This is a genomic window from Paenibacillus caui (assembly GCF_019904135.1).
Classification (GTDB): domain Bacteria; phylum Bacillota; class Bacilli; order Paenibacillales; family Paenibacillaceae; genus Fontibacillus; species Fontibacillus caui.
In genome coordinates, this window is record NZ_JAIOGQ010000016.1 from 1 (window position 1) to 17,948 (window position 17,948).

The following is a 17,948-nucleotide window of genomic DNA, read 5'->3' on the forward strand; positions in this document are numbered from 1 at the left end:
GTACACAAGTCAAACATGTCCGAAGTGTTCAGAAAAGAACAAGGCACAAGATAGAAAATATAAGTGTAAATGCGGATTCGAAAAACATAGAGATTTAGTCGGTGCTATGAATATTCGATATGCACCTGTGATTGATGGTAACAGTCAATCAGCCTAAGATGCTATATGCACTGTCTTAGGAGGGGCAATGAGATGCCCTCATCTTGAAGGCTGTTCAAAACAGAAATGGACTGCGAACGTTTAGTCATTCAAGAATCCCACCCGTCACACCGTAAGGTGTAGGGCTTGCGACTTTAGTCGTGGGAGTCTCAACTGATTCCTTAAACTTAACTGTTGAAATATTATCACGTTCAAATCCATTTGAAATTCACGACTCGTCAGTTAAATTCGATCTGTTATTAGACAAGAATTAGTCTATGCCTTCCTATGGGCTAATCACTAAAGGGCACCCAAAGGATGCCCTCAAGCTTGGCGCCACTAAGCTAAAATCATACCATGATTATTTACAATTTGTTTTGCCGCTATTATTACCTGTCTTCCCTACAAATGCGATCCCCCGGTGGCGTCGAGCAGCTGTGCTGTGACCCAGCGGCTGTCCGGGGACGCAAGGAAAGATACGACGTCTGCGATATCTGAAGTTTCGCCCACCCGGCCAAACGCGGACATTTCTGCCGCATGCTTGTGACCCTCGGGCGTGTGCAGCCAGGAAGCGTTCACGTCCGTATCCACGATACCGGGTAGCACCGCGTTCACTGTAATTCCACGTGGTCCGAGCATTTGCGCAAGATGCAGGGTGAAGGTATTGAGGGCTCCTTTGGTTAAATTGTAAGCCATAATATGAGGATATGCGATTCGCGTTACGCCGGAAGAAATGTTGATAATCCTTCCTTCATTGCGCAGCAGCTGCAGCGACTGCTGGACGAGAAAGAACGGAGCTTTAACGTTCACGGCGAAAATATGGTCAAAATTCTCCTCTGTTGTCTCCTCCAACGTCTGCGATGTTCCGATGCCGGCATTATTGACCAGAATATCAAACCGGCTCTCTCCGGTTAGCCGGACAAGCTCGGCTTGCAAGGACTCTATTAACTGCATGATCTCGGGCATGGATTCAAGCTTTGCCCCAATTGCAAAAGCCTGGCCACCCCGCTCCGTAATGGTCTGCACAACCTCATCCGCCGCCTCGCGGCTGCTGCCATAATGAACCGCCACAAGAGCCCCGTCTTCGGCCAGCCTGAGCGCGATTCCTTTTCCGATGCCTCTGCTCGCTCCTGTAACGAATGCTATTTTGCCATCCAAACGTTTCATTTCTCTCACTCCCAGACATATTGTGATAGGTGCAATCAAAGCTTACACCCTCCAGTTAGGGGGAGAGTCAAGGGGGAGTCCTCGTTATCCCGATAAAAAATCCATGTTAACCCGCGAAGAATACGGACCGAACATGGAAATAACGAGGCGTATTTAATTGATCTTTGTAACGGGGACAAGCAACTCAGACAGCCGCAGGTTGCCGTACATCTCGTTGTCCCCAGTTAAATAGATTTCACGGATCGGCTCTGAGCTGGTCGGGAAATATCCGTTCGATCTGATCCAGGACATAACCTCGGAGGTGGCCGAACAACCGCTGGCGTAAGGATTGCAGTAGTGCAGCAGGGAAGCGGCTTGATTTATCTCCGGCAGGAGGCGCACCTTCACCCGGTCACTGCCTGGAATATCCCGGGTAAGGGGCAAGGCGACCTCAAGATCGGCCGGATCGGCCGGGTTTACGCTCTCGCCGAAGTGGCCGGGATCATGCCGCAGAATCATGAGCGTCCCGTCACTTTCTGCTCCGTGCAAACGGACGTATCTCGTGATCTCGTCCAGCAGCAGGCAAAGCTGGGAACGCGGAACAACGTCGCGAATAGCAGCCGCGAGCTTCGGAGGGACATACTTGATCGCTATAGGCTTTGAGATGTCAAAGCGGTCAAGCAGCTCAACCTGATTCAGCCTCTCCTTGACTTCACCCAGCTGCTGCTTCGCTTGCTGAATGATGTTTTGGAGCTCCAGCTCTTTATCCGCAAGTTGGTTCTTGATAACGTTTAACGGGGTATTTTCCGCCAAAAAAGTTTTGATTTCTTCCAAAGTGAAGCCCTGTTCCTTAAAACATGCGATGCGCTTCATGGTCAAGAGCTGTTCTTCGGAATAATGCCTGTATCCCGTGTGCGGATCTGTGAACGCCGGCTTGAGCAGCCCGAGCTGATCGTAATACCGCAGCGTCTTGACAGAGACCCCGGTTAGTTTGGAAAAGACGCTGATTCTTAGCATACTTAGAACCGATTCCTTTCGTGGAGATGGCTTCTACCGCCATGATATCTTGAAAACTGCGCTGCGTAAAGGAAGCGGAAGGGATCATTAAAAAACAAAGCCTCACCCCGGTTCTCTTTACAAGAGATCATCAAGGCAAGGCTTAAGCTTAAGGTTCATCTGGAGCAGGAGCAGGAGCTGTAGCAGGCAAGCTCGTCTTTAGCAAGAACAGCCTGACAGTTTCCCGAATGAATGCATGATGTTAAAAAATAGCATGCGGCGCCGTTCCGACTCTCCAGTAGTCGTCCACTTTCTCAAATTTTACGATGATGTATTTCGGTCCTTGCTTATGTTCCGGATCAGGAACGCTCAGCTTGTATACCCGCTGGGTTGACGTCATGCTGAGCATTTTGGCGGTTGTCTTGCCAAGGTCCAGAATATAGCTGCCGTCGGCATCAAGCTGGGCCATAAGGCCATTATGCACGATAAAGAATTTGTTTATAAAATATTCGGCCGCTTGGTTAGTGTAGCTTTTCTTCAGGTATTCGAGCAGCTTGGAGCGGGTTCCTATGTCTTCAGACAGATATCGGTACGTTTTGCCGTTCAACTCAAAGGTTTCCTTTGCACCGTTGCCGCCCGAAAGAGCGTAGAGATACCGTTTCCCGGCTTCCGCCATCAGCGGAGGAACGCTCGTATGATTCAGTCTGGTAATGGCTGTAGGATCAGTCACCTTGACGGTTTCCGTCTCCGGCTGCTTGGCCGAAGGTGCTACAGCGGCCTTGTCCCCTGACGGAGCCGACGTTCCGGCCGCTGCTGCTCCGGCCGTCGCTCCAAGCGCTGTTATCCCGATCATTGCCGCTGCAAGCGCGGACAGTAGCTTCGAATTTATCTTCATATGTTTCGCCTCCGTATTAGTTAACGAAACTGCTGTGTGAAATGTTTCATATCAGCCATTTTACCAAACTCTTGGTGTACAGAAAAGCGGACTGAGGGCCTGACTCTCTTTTGCCGGATTCTCCTTGGGCCTTAAGAATAGCGCTTACGGGCGGTTCGCCAATCGGGCTTACAGCTTATACGTTCACTTCGCCAATCTTGGCGCTTTCGGCTTTGATCTCCCCAAGACCATCCAATGCAAAGCTTTGGTCGTAGATGCGGATGGCGGCAGGAGTCTCCGTTTCATTGACAACTGTCACTTCGCTGCCCGATACATTCACGTTCAGGCGGGCGCCCCGGAACATGACCTTGAACGAGAAGGAGGTCCAATGTCCCGGAATGAACGGCTTCAGGACAAGCTCGCCATTGTGGACACGGAGACCGCCGAAGCCCTGCACCACGGACATCCAGGTGCCGGCCATGCTCGTGATGTGGCAGCCGTCCTCGGTGTCGTTGTTGTAGTTGTCGAGGTCCAGGCGCGCCGTGCGGAGATACATTTCATAGGCCTTGTCCTGGTAGCCCAGTTCGCAGGCCATAATGCAGTGGAGGCAGGGGGACAGGGAAGACTCGTGTACCGTCAATGGCTCATAGAAATCGAAGTTCCGTTTCTTCGTCTCCAGGTCGTAGCGGTCACCCAGAAAGTACAGCCCCTGCAGCACGTCGGCCTGCTTGATGTAGCAGGAGCGCAGGATGCGGTCCCAGGACCAGTTCTGGTTCAGCGGCAAATGTTCCCGCGCAAGTTCCTTGACGGGAATGAGTTCTTTATCGAGGAATCCGTCCTGCTGCAGGAAAACGTCCCGTCCTTCATCATACGGATAATACATGTTCGCGATGATTGCTTTCCAGGCGCTGCGCTCTTCGGCTTCCAGCTTGAGCGTTTCAACCAGCTCGGCGTACCGGGACGGCTCCTCCAACTCCACAAGTTCAAGCGCTTCAAGCGTATACTCCATCGTCCAGGACGCAATCCGGTTCGTGTACCAGTTGTTGTTCACGTTGTTCTCGTATTCGTTCGGGCCGGTTACGCCAAGCATCACATACTTGCCTTTGGCCGGGGAGTAGCTGACGCGCTGTTCCCAGAACCGTGAGATTTCCACCAGCACCTCCAGGCCATATTGGCCGAGGTACGCCTTGTCTCCCGTATAGTTGACATAGTTGTAAATCGCATAGGCGATAGCCCCGTTGCGGTGGATTTCCTCAAATGTAATTTCCCATTCATTGTGGCATTCCTCGCCGTTCATCGTCACCATCGGATAGAGCGCGCCTTTCGTGAAGCCGAGCTTGCGGGCGTTTTCCCGGGCTTTCTGCAAATGCTTGTAGCGGTAGATCAGCAGATTGCGGGCGATACGAGAGTCCGCGGTGCTGAGATAGAAAGGCACGCAATACGCCTCGGTATCCCAGTAGGTACTGCCGCCGTATTTTTCACCTGTAAAGCCTTTGGGGCCGATGTTCAGGCGGTCGTCTTCTCCGTTGTAAGTTTGATTCAGCTGAAAAATATTAAACCGGATCGCCTGCTGCGCGGCTGCGTCGCCTTCGATGATAATGTCGCTTTCCTTCCATTTTGCGGCCCAGGCTTCAGCCTGCTCCTCTACGAGCGTATCAAAACCGGCTTCCACTGCGCTGTTCAGCGCCGCTTCCCCCGCTTCGGCCAGCTGGCCAAGCCCGTAATTGCGTGACGTTACATTCGCCACATATTTATAAAGAACGATCGTGTCGCCTTGGGCGGCTTCTATTGTGAACTCGCTGCCGATATATTTCTCCTTCTGGGTAGGCCGGATGCTCGGCTTAAGCGGCTGGCCGTTCTTGGTAACCGTGCAAGACATCACAGAGGTGACATGGAAATCGAGCTTTTTCGTTTTCAGCGTGACATAACCGTTGCCTTCTCCGGCATGTTTGGCTACTTCGTTCCAGAACTTTTCCTCGTAGTTGGCATCCTTGTTCTGAATATCCCCGTCGAGATAGGGAATAAATTTGACGGTTCCCGTGAAGTTAAGCGGCGTTACCGCATAGCGGATCGCCCCGATTTCATGGCGCTTCGCGCTGACCAGTCGAACCGATTCGACCTTCACCTCTTGGCCGCCTTCAAGCACAGCGGTAAAGCTTCGGGAGAGAAGACCCTCTTTCATGTTCAATACGCGGAGGAAATCCTTCACCTGGCAGGCAGCCAGGTCAAGCGGCGTTCCGTCGATTTCGACGTCGATGCCGATCCAGTTGGTGGAATTGAGCACTTTGGCAAAATATTCGGGATACCCGTTCTTCCACCAGCCGACGCGCGTTTTGTCGGGATAGTAGACTCCGGCCATATAGCTGCCCTGGAGGGAACGGCCGCTGTACCGCTCTTCGAAATTGGCGCGCAGTCCCATATAGCCGTTGCCGATGCTGAAAATGCTTTCAGAGATTTCCTGGGTGGAGGGATCGAAGGAGTCCTCGATGATGGACCATTCGTCTATTTTTAAATACTGCTTCATGCTTACCGTCTCCTTTGGTTTCTCAGGATCGAATATTTGGAAATTGCATGCAGGACATGCAAGGCTTCCTGTTATAAAAGCGGTTTCATAACGCCGCTGTTTCATCCATCAGCCGGTTCAGGCGGCTAACCGAGAAACCGGCAAGGGAAGGGACGACAATGTCGGCGCGTCCTAACATGTCCGGCGAGCCGATGCCGACACTGCGCATTCCGGCCCGGATGGCCGCCTCGATTCCAGCTTCGGCATCCTCGAACACTATGCAAGCCGAAGGGGAGATGCCAAGCTCGCTTGCGCCCAGCAGGAACACTTCGGGGTCCGGTTTGGCGCTGGATGTTTTGGTGCCGTCAATGATGGCGTCGAAGCAGGGAGTGAGGCCCGTATTGTTCAGGATGAGCATGGCGTTCTTGCTGGCCGAGCCAAGGGCGGTTTTGATTCCCCGCGTGCGGCACTCCTTCAGAAATTCCAGAGCGCCGGGCAAAATTTCGGAATGATCCATCCCTGAGATGGATTCGACATACCAGGTATTTTTGCGCTCCGCTAACTGCTGCCTTGCTTCTTCATCCACCGTAACGCCGCCGACTTCCAGCAGAATTTGCAGCGACGCAGTCCGGCTGACCCCTTTGAGGCGTTCGTTGTCCTTCTCCGTAAATACGAAGCCCAGCTCTTCAGCTAAGCGCTTCCAAGCCAGGTAATGATATTTGGCCGTATCGACCAGCACGCCATCCAGGTCGAACAGGCAGGCTTGAATGTCTGTCATCGCAATTCCTCCTTCTCCTTATAGCGCAAACGTTTGAACAAACTTTGAAAAAAATATATGAAGCACATCTGCTTCACATATTTTAACCAAGGGCGGCAAGACCGGTCTTACTTGTTCGAGACAGCGAACGTCGAAGATTCCCGTACCATCAGGCGATGGGGAATGATGTGGCGCTTCGGCATTGGACCGGTGACGCTGTCATTCTGGATCGATTGAATAAGCACCTGGGAGGCCGTGTATCCCAAATGATAAATACCGATATCAATGCTGCTGATCGGCGGGGTGGACAGCTCGGACAAAGGAATATTGTTGAAGCTGACCAGACAAAGGTCCTCGGGTACCTTGAACTTGAGCTCGTGAAGCCCTCTCAGCACCCCGAACGATACCATGTCATCCACGACGACCAGAGCGGTCGGCCGCTGCGGAAGATTCATGAAAAAGGACATCGCCCTGTATCCGCTTTCCTGCAGGAATTCGCCTTCTACGATCCATTCGGAACGCACCTGAAGCCCCGAATCGGACATAGCATTACGGTACCCGGTCAACCGGTCTTGCGATACCACCAGATTAGGCGGCCCGCTTACGAAACCGATCCGCTCATGCCCCATGGAGATAAGGTGCTTGGTAGCATCGTAGGAAGCTTGAACATTATCCGTATCTACGGTGAGAATGTCATGATGATTTTCGCTTCGCCCGATCAGGGTGAACGGGTATTTATGTTCATACAGGAAGTCAACAACGGGATCATCTTTCCGCGAATACAAAAGAATAGCGCCATCGACACGCCGGCCATTGAGCAGCCGGGAAACGGCTTCCAGCTCTTCTTTCTCATTGACGCCGGAACTTAGCAACACGTCGTATCCGGACCGGTTCGCCTGGGTTACAATCCCCCGAATCAATTCCATAAAGAACAGGTTTGAGAACAATTCCTCAGCCGGTTTCGGCAGGAGGACGCAAATGCTGTTCGTCGTTTTGGAAACGAGGCTTTTGGCCATAATGTTCGGATGGTAACCTAGCTGTTCCATGACGGCTTTGACTCTTTGGGAGGTTTCGGTACTAATTCTGGGATGATTGGACAGTACCCTGGACACGGTGGAAGGCGACACACCGGCCTTTTTGGCGACATCCTTAATGGTTACAGCCATAGGGAACCTCCTTGTGGAACCGTTTGCTTTTATCTTAATGGATAGGCTGATTATTGTAAATAGATATTGTTTTAAATGGCCTGTTGACATAAAGAATGTTCATAAACTGATTGGAATTACCCAAATTCAATCCATAATTAGGAAAAATATTGCGAAATTACGAGCAAACACATGTTTAAACCAGCACCGAAAAGATACTATCAGCGGTAGTCGTTATTACGGAAATGCAAACGATTTTACAACTTTCATCAAAGCGATATTATCAAAAAAATAACATCAGCATACATAAACAAAGCTGCCCGCAGGGCACAGTGCCCGAGGCAGCTTTGAAACAATTACTTTTCCACCGTCAATACGGCATAGCCGTAAGCCGGCAGCTTCACGCTAAGGCGGCCGCGCTGCGCTTCCCAAATGGAGCCGGTAAAGGCATCCTTCCACGACCCGTTCTCCGGAACATCCACTGTAACAGTCTGGATCGTGGCATCATTATTCAGGAGGACAAGCACGGTGTCATGGCCAAGGCGGCGCTCATAGGCGAGCCTGCTGCCATCGCGTTCTGCGGTCAGGAAATGAATAGAGCCTGTACGCAGGGCCGGATGAGCAGAGCGGACGGAGATCAACTTTTTGTAAAATTCGAACAGCTCCCGGTCCTGCTTCTCCTTGTCCCACTCCATGCATTTTCGGCAGTCCGGATCCTGTTCTCCGTCCAGTCCGATTTCATCGCCGTAATAGATGCACGGCGTGCCGGTGTATGTAAACTGGAACAGGGCGGCGAGCTTCATCTTGCTTTTGTTGCCTTCGCACTGCGTAAGCAGGCGCGGCGTGTCGTGGCTGTCCAGCAGATTGAAGGCGACCTCGCTCGCCTGGCGCGGATAGCGGGAGAGCTGCTTGCCGATCGCCTGCGCAAAGCCCTGGGCATCAAGCGTGCCGTGAACGACAAAATCCATTACCGCATCGGTGAACGGATAGTTCATGACGGCATCGAACTGGTCACCCTGCAGCCACGGGGAGGATTCATGCCAGATCTCGCCGAGAATATAGGCGTCGGGATTGATGGCTTTGACCCGTTTGCGGAAATCCCGCCAAAAGTGATGGTCCACTTCATTGGCCACATCCAGCCGCCAGCCGTCAATACCCACCTCCTTGATCCAGTACTCGGCGACGTTCAGGAGATATTCCTTGACCTCGGGATGCTCGGTATTCAGCTTGGGCATGAGCGGTTCGAAGCCGAATGCGTCGTACGTAGGCTTTCCGTCCTTGACCGCAAGCGGAAACTCGCGGACATGGAACCAGTCTTTGTATTTCGACTTCTCTCCCTTTTCACGGACGTCCACAAAGGGAGCAAAGGTTCGTCCGGAGTGGTTGAACACGGCGTCAAGCAGGACCCGGATCCCGCGTTCATGGCACAATTGGACCAGCTTCTTCAAGGTTTTGGTATCCCCGAAATGCGGGTCCACCTTCATATAATCCTCGGTATCGTATTTATGGTTCGTTGTCGCCGCAAATACAGGAGTGAAATAGACGCCTGTGACGCCAAGCTCGGAAAGATGGTCCAGGTGGTCGATGACGCCTTGCAGATCGCCCCCAAAGAAATTGCCGCGTTCAGGCTTGCCTCCCCACGGAAGAACGCCTTCCGGATTCAGCGAAGGATCTCCGTTCGCAAAACGTTCCGGGAAAATCTGATAGAACACGGCATCCTTGACCCAATCGGGAGTTTTGAAAATATCCACCGGGTTGATAAATGGAAACTCGAAGAGCCGGTCCGGAACCTTTGGGCGTTCTTTATGAAAGTCGTTCTCCGTCATCCACCAGGCTTCCTGCTCGCCCTTGAGCAGAAAGCCGTACTTCAGGCGGCGGTAAGGCGGGTGCACTTCGCATTCCCAATAATCGAACATCTTGTCGCTGAAGGCCTTCTCCATCGGGATCAGCTCCTTGGTGTTATCCCAGGCATACTTGTCGCCGGTCCAGGCGTAAACTTCGGGCACGTCATCCTTCTTGGTGCGAAGTCTTAAGTGGATGGTGTCCTTGTCATAGGGGTATGCCCAGTTTATTTTCGGACGATGATAAACCGCTTCCAATAGCATGCGTGATTCCTCCTTGTATATAGATAAAAGGCACACCCAGGTAATACAGATACCGAGGATGTACCTTTTGGGGTAACAGGGCCTTCAAGATTTAAGCGAATGGATGGGGAATCAAATAGTTAGTAACCGCATTCATTCAAGCAAATTATACCACTTGAGCAAACGATTGTACAATGGCGGCATATTAACTCAGTTATAATCTGACTTAAAGGAACCTGGCTCACTCGCATCAAACTATAACCGGGGATGGGAATCTGGCACGGAAATCTCTATGAAGGACATTGCGAACAATCGCACTTGCGAGATCTAAGATCTCCATATTTTTAGAATTCGGGAGATATCGGAAGAAAACAAGTGGAAAGATTATAATTCATGGAAAATTTTATCAATGCAAACGTTTTACATTTCCCCAAAAGTATGCGATGTTTGGATTGAAATAAACCGCTTACAATTTGGCGTTTCACCTTTCTTCCCAATCTGCAGGGGAGATATTTAGTGTGAGCAAGCCTTTCAAGCTGTCAGTGAAGCGCAAACGTTTGCTCTCCCTTGAGGTCATGCATCATGTCCAAATCATTATTCGAAAAGGAGGTGATGTAAGCTAACACATGATACAGGGAGGATTTAATAACGTTCTGGTTTGAAAAGGATTTACGTCACATTTAAAAGGGAGGTTACATCTATTATGAAAAAGATTGCAACCGTTTTCCTCGCGGCCGTTATGGCCTTCGCCTTGTCTGCCTGCGGCAGTTCCGGAAATGCGCCGACCACAGCATCGGAACCGGCCTCGGAGCAAACGAACAACCAGCCGTCGGGAACCGGTACGGAAGAGATTCAGCCTGAGCCGGGCGCGAAACTGATCGTATGGGAAGGCAAAGAAGAGCAGCCATTTCTTGTTGAGATAGCCAAGGAATTTGAGGCCAAATACAACATTCCCGTTGAATTCCAGGAAGTCAATTCCGGGGATCAAATGGCAAAACTGAAAACGGACGGCCCTGCCGGCTTGGGCGCGGACGTCATCGTCACTCCTCACGATCACCTTGGGGAATTGATCGCCGCCGGTTTGATCCTGCCGAACGATTTCTATGCGGAAGATACGAAAGCGAATTTCTTGCCATCGGCTGTGGAGGCGCTGACAGTAGATGGAGTCTTGTACGGTTACCCGCGCAACATGGAAACATATCTATTATTTTACAACAAAAATTTGGTCAAGAAAGAAGACCTTGCATCCTGGGACAGCATTATTAAATTCGCGAAAAGCTATAACGACCCTGCGAGCAACAAATTCGGTTTCATGTATGAAGCCGGCAACTTCTATTACAATTACGCATTTATCGCCGGTAACGGAGGGTATATTTTTGGGAAGAACGGTACTGATCCGGCGGACATCGGTTTGAATACCCCGGAAGCAATCGAAGCCATCAAGTTCTATCAATCTCTGCATGAAGCCTTGCCGATTAAAGTGGCCGACGCCACCGCCGATGTAAAAACGAATCTGTTCCAGACCGGAAAACTTCCGATCAACATGGACGGAGTTTGGCAGCTGGGCAACTTTACCCCGGAGAAGCTCGGGTTTGAGGTCGGCGCAGTTCCGCTGCCTCCAATGCCGAACGGCAAGAAACCGATTCCTTTCGCCGGTATCAAGTCCTATTTTGTAAGCTCTTTCAGCAAATATCCGAATGCGGCCAAATTGTTCATTCATTATGTAACGTCCCAGGAATCGATGGTCAAGAATTATAAGCTGACAGGCATCATCCCCGCACGCAAGGGCATGGAGAACGATCCTGCTTTGAAAGATGATGAACGGGCTCAGGCGTTCCTGGAGCAATTCAAATCGGTTGATCCGATGCCTTCCATCCTTGAGATGAGACAGGTATGGGGTCCGGTCACGGCGGCACTGGAACCGATCTGGAACGGCGAAGATGTACAGAAGGCGATGGATAAGGCTGTCGCCGACGTTAAAACCGGCATCGCCCAGCAGGGCAGTAAATAACCGGCCGCATCCGATAAGTCACCCGCCTGCCCAGCGGGTGACTCTACTAAATTTTAGGAGTGAATAAGATGAGAAAGTATCGGATAAATGCCGCCGTACTGTCGGCAATCGGCATGGGACTGGGACAAATATATAATCGGCAATTTGCGAAAGGCATCCTTCTGTTTCTTTTGTACATTGCGGGAATATACTTCGCCATACAAAACTCAGGCCATGCTCTCTGGGGATTGATGACGCTTGGAGAAAAGAAACAGCATCTGGAACTCGTCGGCAAAATATATAAAATGGTGCCTGGAGACCATTCCATCTTTCTCCTGGTTGAAGGACTCATCGTCCTTTTTGCGCTCATCCTACTGTTAATCGCCTATATTCTCAATATTAAAGACGCATTCGTTAACGGCAGGCTGCGTGATCAAGGGGGAAAGCCGAATAATTTTACGCAAACGCTTCTGTATATCAACGACCAGAAATTCCCGCATATTATCCTGTCCCCTCCGCTGTTGTTTGCCTTTTTTTTCAGCGTCCTGCCGCTTGTTTTTTCGATCTTGCTCGCTTTTACCAACTACTCGTCGCCGAAGCATTTGCCGCCGGCCAACCTGGTCGACTGGGTCGGATTTTCGGCGTTTAAGGATTTGTTTACGTTAAGCGCCTGGGCCAAAACCTTTTACGGTGTCTTCACCTGGACGATCATATGGGCTGTTTTGTCTACGGTAACCACGTTTTTCGGCGGCTTTGCCGTTGCCCTCCTCGTTCAACAGCCGGGCATTCGCTTCAAAGCGTTTTGGCGCTCTATCTATATGCTCCCCTTCGCCATTCCGGGATTCGTATCGCTTTTGATTATGAGAAATATGTTCAACTCCCAGTTTGGCCCCATCAATCAATATTTGCGTTGGTTCGGGATCCCCGGTCCGGAGTGGCTGTCGGATCCGACATGGGCGAAAGCCACGATTCTCATGGTGAACCTCTGGCTAGGTTTTCCGGTATCGATGCTTCTGATCATCGGCATCTTGACGACGATTCCGCGCGACTTGTACGAGGCGGCCGAAGTCGACGGAGCCTCGGCGTTCCAGAAATTTCGCAAAATCACGTTTCCCAGTGTCATGTTCGCCCTGTCGCCCATTCTGATCGGCCAGTTCGCGGGGAATGTGAACAATTTCAACGTCATTTATTTAATGACGGGCGGAAATCCGGCCAACAGCGAATATCAGTTTGCCGGCCATACCGATATTTTGATTACCTGGCTCTACAACCTTTCGATCAACAACGGGAAGTATGATTTTGCTTCCGTCATCGGCATTATCATCTTCATTATTTTAGCCAGCTTCTCGATTTGGAATTTCCGCCGTACCCGTATGTTCAAAGAGGAGGAGTTGTACAGATGAACAACTTGCAGACGCACCTCAATACGCCTTTAAAAAACAGGGCGAAGATCACACTTGGATACAAAATGCGCAGGACGATCTGGCTTTCAATCAGCTATCTCTTGTTGATACTGATTGCTTTATACGTCCTATATCCGGCATTATGGGTCATTTTGGCTTCGTTCAGACCCGGTACGGCTTTGTTCAGTGATCAGTTGGTTCCAACCCGGTTTACATTGATCCATTACCGGGAGCTGTTTGAAATGTTTCCGTTCGCCCGTTGGTACGTGAGCACTCTAAAGATTGCCATTGTTTCCATGGTGTTTAGCACCTTGTTAGTCCTGTTGACGGGATACGCCTTTTCGCGCTTCAAGTTTAACGGCAAGAAGAAACTCATGAGCGGTTTGTTTGTCCTTGGCATGTTTCCCTCTTTCATGAGCATGATTGCCGTATACATTTTGCTGCTGAATATGAATTTGCTGAACAAGCACTCTGCCTTAATGCTGGTATACTCGGCAGGAGCGGCTATGGGTTACCTTCTGGTCAAGGGCTACTTCGATACGATTCCGAAAAGCCTGGAGGAAGCCGCCCGCATCGACGGAGCCAGTCACTGGACGATCTTCTTCCGCATCTTTCTGCCGCTGTCCAGACCGCTGATCGTGTTTCTTTCGGTCACCAGCTTTGCCGGGGCGTTCAATGATTTCATATTCGCCCAGATGGTGCTGCGTACGAATGAACAAAAGACGCTTGCAGTCGGTCTGTACAACATGGTCAGCGGCCAGTTCGCCACCCAGTTTACGATATTTGCCGCAGGCTGTGTCCTTATCGCATTGCCGATCACGGTTCTGTTCATGATCTTCCAGCGTTTCCTGGTTGAAGGTTTAACTGCTGGAGCGGATAAAGGATGAGGATCTTCCGGGGAAGATGGAGAAAAGTAGCGCTGTTTTCGCTAATGGCCATTATAATGGTTTCTCTTCCAGGTTGCTTAGACGCGGGGACCGATTCGTCAGGTTCAACGAATCTATCGGATTCATCGAATCCGTCTTCTTCCCCGGCTGCCCCGGCCATACTGTCCGGCTTGCCGGCAGGGGCGCCGACAAGAGCATCTCTCAATCTTGACACCGCTGTCGCGCCGATGGGGAAAAGTTCCGGCGTATACTATGAAATCTTCGTCCGTTCGTTCAGCGATTCCGATGGAGACGGCGTCGGGGATTTGCAGGGGGTTACGAACAAGCTCGATTATTTGCAGGATCTGGGCATCAAGGGCATATGGCTGATGCCAATCCATCCGTCGCCGAGTTATCATGGATATGATGTAACGGATTACTACAGCGTCAATCCGCAGTACGGTTCGATGGACGACATGCGCAAGCTGCTGGATGAAGCCCACGAACGGGGAATCAAAGTGATTATCGACCTGGTGTTCAACCATACGAGCAATCAGCATCCATGGTTCATCGATTCCGCCAAAGGAAAAGACAGTAAATACCGGGACTGGTATATCTGGGCCGGAGACACGGGCATGAGCACCGATGAACCCGGAGCATGGGGACAGCAGGCATGGCATCGTATGGGCGATTCCGAATATCTGGGCGTCTTCTGGGAAGGCATGCCCGATCTGAATATGGATAACCCCAAGGTGCGCGAGGAGTTGATCCGGATCGGCCAGTTTTGGTTAAAGCAGGGCGTCGACGGATTTCGCCTCGATGCGGCCAAGCATGTGTATGAAGATTTCAAATCTTCCGTCAATAACAAGGACGTGGCCGACAAAAACCAGGCGTGGTGGCAGGAGTTCCGGAAAGAACTCGACGAAGTAAGCAAAGACGCTTTTCTCGTCGGCGAGGTATGGGATTCTCCGGCTGTGGTCGGTCCCTATTTGGATAATGCCCTGAATTCGGGCTTCAATTTCGATCTCGCCAAGCTTCTGGTCGGCTCCGCCAGAGCGGAGCGGGCTTCGACGCTCGCCTCCAGTTTGAATAAAATGTATGAATTTTTCAGCAAACAATCGCAGGGGACTTTTGTTGATGCTCCATTCTTGACAAACCATGATCAGAATCGGGTAATGAGCGAACTGAACGGCAATGTCAACCGGGCGAAAATGGCGGCCTCTTTGCTGCTCACCATGCCGGGGAATCCGTTCATCTACTACGGGGAAGAGATTGGGATGAAGGGCACAAAACCCGACGAACACATCCGGGAACCGATGATCTGGACTGCCGGCGGGAAAAGTGATGGACAGACGAATTGGGAGCCTTCCCTGCACAAAGATGGAGTCGTTTCCGTGGACGAACAAATCAAAGATGCGGAATCGCTGCTGAACCATTATAAAAAAATGATCTCCTGGAGAAACGAGGAGCCCGTTCTGGGAGACGGCGGCATGCTTCCGTTTCAAACCGGAAACGACAGTGTATTGACGTTCCTGAGGGTTCGGAACGAGACGAAAGTTCTGGCCGCCCACAATTTATCGGGCGAGCCCCAGAAAGTCGATATAAGCGTATACGAGAATATTTCCTTTTCCAAAGTGGTTCTGTCCAGCAAGGACGGGGTCCATCTCCAGGACGGACAGCTTGTGCTGCCGCCGTACAGTTCGGCCATCGTGAAATAATGCTCACCTTAAGAGAGAATGGAGCGGGGGTTACACCCCGCTCCATTCAATATGTTACGGCTGCCACGTATAAACAGGAGTATCCAGTGTGCCCGTCGGAGATGAAGGAGCGGTATACGTACGGTTGCTTCCGCCTTCCCACGTTACGTTTCCGGCACTGTCTGTGACGATAAACTTGAACTGGAAGGTCGCCCCTGCAGGAACAGTGACAGGTAGGAACCATTCGGGATAACCCGGATTCATGAACGCTTCGGAAGCTTTTGCCGGATCCCAGGCGCCCAGTTCCGGTATGTTGCCGACGACGTGAACGTTTTGACCGGTTGTAGTGGTTTTATTGATATGGAAGATCACTTGAACCTGATCGCCTCCAAGAACGGTATATGCGAAAGCGTTGCTCGTATTTGATCCTTTGGTGACCGTGATGTTTTGAATTCCTGCAGAAACATTCGGAACCGTCGCTTCAATCATGGTGTCCGTTGCCGACGTGACCGTCGCGACGGTCGATCCGAATTTAACCGTTGGCGTTCCGCCTAAACCGGTCCCATAGATGTATATCTTGTTCCCGGGCCGGCCCATCGTAGAAACGATATCTCCGATTCTGGGAATCGCCGTTCCAAGTGAAGGGTTATAGGACCAAACGTTGACTTCTCCTCCCGATAAAGTAAAACTGTTGACTTTGTTTTGCCCGGACACACTGGCAACAGTCGCCGTTTCCCCGAAAAGCAGTCCGTTTAGGGAATCCCCATACGTACCGGCCGGCAATGTCGTATTCAGTGCGGGTACCGTAGCGGAGACATCCGGTTGCCGGTTTACCGCGACAATCACTTGTTTATCGTAAAATTGGCGTTTAAATACCAGTACATCGGTTGTACTGTAGAGGATTTCCGTTGTGCCGTAGGCGAGGGCCTCATTCGTTTGGCGCAGAGCGGACAGCTTCTTGATCACTTGAAAAGCAGTAGTCGTTTCGCTAAACGATGGAGCGGCGGTCTCCATGAACATCCGCCCGGCATCGGAGCCGCCGTTACCGGGATTCAAATACTGTTCCGTTCCATAATAAATGTTCGGTGTTCCGCGAGCCGTCATCAAAGTGGCCAGAGAGGCGTGAAAGGGCTTGTTGTTCGGCTGAATATACCGGAACCTTGACACATCGTGGTTATCGATAAACGTTACCGCCTGATGTTCGTAAGTATAGTCGCTGCTTGTATACATCATCATATTGCCGAAATCCTGCATCGTTTTACTGAAGTCCCCAAAAGTCTGTCTGTTGGAATTATAATATTCGAAGTCCAGGTCGTTCACGCCGGTTCGATCGGGAAAAGTTCGGTACTCCTCGTATTTGAAGTCGGGGCGTCCGATGAAAAACTCGCCGAAATGAGTGAGCGGCCCGCCTGTCTCCGAATCGATCGCATCCCTGAATCCTTTGACAAAGGCCGGATTCATATGCAGCGTCGCATCGTGGCGGAAGCCGTCGACGCCTTTCGATTTCCAGAATTTCGCCGCCTTCTCGACATGGCCGATGACTGCGCTGCTTTCTTGCGAGAAATCCGCCAAATAGGCGAGCTCTTTATGCCTGTATCCGAATTTGGAAGTATCGCTGTCCGGACGGTTCCCTTCATGATGAAAAAAACCGCTAGTATCATTATTGACGTCGGCGAGCAAGTTCTCTTTTTTCCCATCCCCATTATAATCGGCGGGATTCCCGTTCGCATCGAATGTATAATTCCCGCTTCCATCCTTGTCCGGCTCGTAGATCACACCGTCGCCGTTCGGTCTGGGCCCCGAATGGTTGGAAACGAAATCGATGACCAGTTTGATGCCGTTTTCGTGCAAGGCATCTCTCAAAGCGATAAAATCCTGCATTTGGCCGAAGTGCGGGTTGGCCGCAAAAAAGTTTCTCGCATGATACCCGTGGTACGACGCATAGATCCCGTCGATCAAATCTTCCCTGTTTTCATAAGGAGCGGAAATCCAAACAGCGGTAATCCCCATATTTTTCAGATATGGGATTTTATTGATAATCCCATCCCAGTCTCCGCCCTGATACTTGTTCAAATCGGTTCCGTCTCCCTTGCCGTCGCCGCTCGCGTCGTTAAACAAAGAAGAACTTGTTCCGGCCGGGATGTTGTTGGCCGTATCTCCATCGAAAAAACGATCGGTAATAATTTGATAAACCGTATCTTTGGGGGTGACAGGACCCAAGGCTCCCGATGATGTCAGCGCTTTTGTTTCAGTCGGAATCGATGTCAGCCCTGAGAACGCGATACAAACGGTTAAAGCAACGACAGACAATTGCTTGATAATCTTGGCAAAACGCATCCTCATCTCTCC

At 51.0% G+C, this 17,948-nt stretch carries 13 protein-coding genes; 5 read left to right on the forward strand and 8 right to left on the reverse strand.

What is annotated here, in order from left to right; translation table 11 throughout:
* The coding region (locus tag K7397_RS10985) for a zinc ribbon domain-containing protein (RefSeq protein ID WP_223068111.1) at positions 1-157 on the forward strand (157 nt) is incomplete at its 5' end.
* Positions 158-540: 383 nt separating this feature from the next.
* On the opposite strand, the gene K7397_RS10990 is transcribed toward K7397_RS10985, so the two are convergent.
* From K7397_RS10990 to K7397_RS11020, 7 genes are all read right to left on the reverse strand, one after another.
* On the reverse strand, positions 541-1,305 hold the full coding sequence (locus tag K7397_RS10990; RefSeq protein WP_223068007.1) for an SDR family oxidoreductase: 765 nt from the start codon (positions 1,303-1,305) through the stop codon (positions 541-543).
* A 153-nt stretch (positions 1,306-1,458) separates the two neighbouring features.
* Positions 1,459-2,301 (reverse strand): MerR family transcriptional regulator, encoded by an 843-nt coding sequence (locus K7397_RS10995; RefSeq protein ID WP_223068008.1) that lies wholly within the window; start codon positions 2,299-2,301, stop codon positions 1,459-1,461.
* A gap of 241 nt (positions 2,302-2,542) precedes the next feature.
* Positions 2,543-3,175: a DL-endopeptidase inhibitor IseA family protein gene (locus tag K7397_RS11000; protein WP_223068009.1), complete on the reverse strand. Its 633-nt coding sequence runs from the start codon at positions 3,173-3,175 to the stop codon at positions 2,543-2,545.
* A 175-nt stretch (positions 3,176-3,350) separates the two neighbouring features.
* Positions 3,351-5,678 carry a glycoside hydrolase family 65 protein gene (locus K7397_RS11005; RefSeq protein ID WP_223068010.1) on the reverse strand — a complete coding sequence of 776 codons (2,328 nt, stop codon included), beginning with the start codon at positions 5,676-5,678 and terminating at the stop codon, positions 3,351-3,353.
* 85 nt (positions 5,679-5,763) lie between these two features.
* Positions 5,764-6,435 carry a beta-phosphoglucomutase gene (gene pgmB / locus K7397_RS11010; protein WP_223068011.1) on the reverse strand — a complete coding sequence of 224 codons (672 nt, stop codon included), beginning with the start codon at positions 6,433-6,435 and terminating at the stop codon, positions 5,764-5,766.
* Positions 6,436-6,542: 107 nt separating this feature from the next.
* Positions 6,543-7,580, reverse strand: a complete 1,038-nt coding sequence (locus K7397_RS11015) for a LacI family DNA-binding transcriptional regulator (protein ID WP_223068012.1) — start codon at positions 7,578-7,580, stop codon at positions 6,543-6,545.
* Between the two features lie 335 nt (positions 7,581-7,915).
* Entirely contained in the window at positions 7,916-9,664 is a 1,749-nt protein-coding gene (locus tag K7397_RS11020) for an alpha-glycosidase (protein ID WP_223068013.1), read from the reverse strand.
* A gap of 682 nt (positions 9,665-10,346) precedes the next feature.
* Here K7397_RS11020 and K7397_RS11025 point away from each other — a divergent pair.
* From K7397_RS11025 to K7397_RS11040, 4 genes are all read left to right on the forward strand, one after another.
* Positions 10,347-11,654: a sugar ABC transporter substrate-binding protein gene (locus tag K7397_RS11025; protein WP_223068014.1), complete on the forward strand. Its 1,308-nt coding sequence runs from the start codon at positions 10,347-10,349 to the stop codon at positions 11,652-11,654.
* A gap of 68 nt (positions 11,655-11,722) precedes the next feature.
* Positions 11,723-13,036: a carbohydrate ABC transporter permease gene (locus K7397_RS11030; RefSeq protein WP_223068015.1), complete on the forward strand. Its 1,314-nt coding sequence runs from the start codon at positions 11,723-11,725 to the stop codon at positions 13,034-13,036.
* A gap of 65 nt (positions 13,037-13,101) precedes the next feature.
* Positions 13,102-13,923, forward strand: a complete 822-nt coding sequence (locus tag K7397_RS11035) for a sugar ABC transporter permease (protein WP_223068112.1) — start codon at positions 13,102-13,104, stop codon at positions 13,921-13,923.
* Positions 13,920-15,620 (forward strand): alpha-amylase family glycosyl hydrolase, encoded by a 1,701-nt coding sequence (locus tag K7397_RS11040; RefSeq protein ID WP_237690856.1) that lies wholly within the window; start codon positions 13,920-13,922, stop codon positions 15,618-15,620. Before K7397_RS11035 ends, K7397_RS11040 begins: the two co-directional genes overlap by 4 nt.
* 54 nt (positions 15,621-15,674) lie before the next feature.
* On the opposite strand, the gene K7397_RS11045 is transcribed toward K7397_RS11040, so the two are convergent.
* Positions 15,675-17,936, reverse strand: a complete 2,262-nt coding sequence (locus tag K7397_RS11045) for an alpha-amylase family glycosyl hydrolase (RefSeq protein WP_223068016.1) — start codon at positions 17,934-17,936, stop codon at positions 15,675-15,677.
* Positions 17,937-17,948 lie beyond the last annotated feature (12 nt).